This is a genomic window from Vibrio sp. Vb0349 (genome assembly GCF_033338975.1).
Map to the genome: position 1 here is coordinate 1 of NZ_JAWOTS010000259.1, position 1,283 is coordinate 1,283.

The window sequence follows — 1,283 nt, forward strand, 5'->3', positions numbered from 1 at the left end:
TCAGAGCTTTACTCAAAACATTCTTTTCAACATCGCGGCCTGCTTGAGCCATATCTTGTGCGCTGAATGTGTGATCGACTGGAATAACATCCTGCTTGATGATCGGGCCTTCATCTAGGTCGTTTGTCACGAAGTGGGCTGTTGCGCCAATAATTTTTACGCCACGGTCGTAAGCTTGCTGATAAGGCTTAGCACCGATGAAAGCAGGCAAGAAACTGTGGTGAATGTTGATGATCTTATGGCGGTATTTTTCAACAAACGTTGGCGTGAGAACGCGCATGTATTTCGCTAGCACCAAGTAATCTGCATCGTATTGATCGATCACCTCTAACATCTTTTGCTCGTGTTCTTCACGGCTTAGATCTTCGTGCGTCACATAGTGGTAAGGGATATCAAAACGTTCAGTGAGGCCTTGCAACTTATCGTAGTTACCCACCACGGCGGCGATTTCTACATCTAAACTGCCATCGTAATTTTTCATCAGAATATCACCTAAACAGTGTGCTTCTTTCGTTACGAGAATCACGATGCGTTTACGGCGAGAGCCAATGAGAGTGCGTTTTGCACCTTGCGGTAGAGCTTGGTCTAAATCGGCAAGAAACGTTTGGTCGTTGAAGTACCCCTCCAACTCCGTTCGCATGAAAAAGTGCCCACTGGTGTTATCAACAAATTCGTTATTATGAACGATGTTGAGCTGATGTTTGTAACAGATATTAGTAATTTTAGAGATCAAACCCGGTGCGTCAGAGCAATGGGTCAACAGTGTTTTCTTTTCCATAAATCAGATACTTCCATGCATTATTTTTCTAGCGTACGAAATATGTGTTTTCCCCAAAAGGGTCAACCGTACTGCAATCTGACTTCATAAATAATCTATTCTTGCCATGGTTTCAACAAATTATCTGTGTTGGGGCCGTAAGCTGGCCATCTTACGGGCTGATGTCTCTCCCAAACGTCTGATATACTCACGACAATTTTTCTAACCAGATGTCAGGCATGATCGCAAAAACATTTTCCTCTGATGGCGCTTTAGGTAAAGCGATTCCGGGTTTTCAGGCTCGTCAGCCACAAATAGACATGGCTGAAGCCGTCAGTAGTGCGATCAAAGAACAAAGTCAGTTGGTGGTAGAGGCAGGAACTGGTACCGGTAAAACATTTGCCTATCTTGTCCCAGCGCTGTTGAGTGGGAAGAAAGTCATCATCAGTACTGGCTCGAAAAACTTGCAAGAGCAGTTGTACCATCGTGACCTACCGTTGATGGTCAATGCGCTCGGTTTTTATGG

The 1,283-nt window shown here is 44.6% G+C and carries 2 protein-coding genes; one reads left to right on the plus strand and one right to left on the minus strand.

Annotated features, from left to right (window positions below):
• Window positions 1-778, minus strand: a 778-nt coding sequence (gene purU, locus R7Q47_RS25015) for a formyltetrahydrofolate deformylase (protein WP_318090004.1), incomplete at its 3' end; no start/stop codon positions are given.
• A 218-nt stretch (window positions 779-996) separates the two neighbouring features.
• On the opposite strand from purU, the gene R7Q47_RS25020 reads away from it, so the two are divergent.
• Window positions 997-1,283, plus strand: a 287-nt coding sequence (locus tag R7Q47_RS25020) for a DEAD/DEAH box helicase (protein ID WP_318090006.1), incomplete at its 3' end; no start/stop codon positions are given.